The sequence below is a fragment of the Photorhabdus africana genome, from assembly GCF_035181445.1.
GTDB classification, from domain to species: Bacteria; Pseudomonadota; Gammaproteobacteria; order Enterobacterales; family Enterobacteriaceae; genus Photorhabdus; species Photorhabdus laumondii.
The window spans coordinates 1-226 of record NZ_JAXBVE010000292.1 but is presented as its reverse complement, the minus strand read 5'-3'; the positions used below and the strand labels follow the sequence as shown (position 1 = coordinate 226).

Below are 226 nucleotides of genomic sequence, written 5' to 3'. Positions count from 1 at the left end.
ATATTCGGCAACGGGGATGGCGAAGACCACGTTTACCTATCATCCACAGGATTTGCCGCGTCAGCTTAAGAACAAATTGCTGGGCCGATTAGCTGGTGTAAACGCGGAGACTACCTTAGCGGATATCTTTGGCGTGAATTACACCACAGAAGGCCAGATGGTTTCCCGTACAGGAGACCCGGTTGATGGTGAAGCGATTCTGCAAGAGATGCTGGCAGTGATTGGA

The 226-nt window shown here is 50.9% G+C and carries 1 protein-coding gene; it reads left to right on the top strand.

All coding sequences use genetic code 11. From position 1 onward, the window contains the following. The coding region (locus SLS51_RS23810; protein ID WP_323840917.1) for a hypothetical protein at window positions 1-226 on the top strand (226 nt) is incomplete at both ends.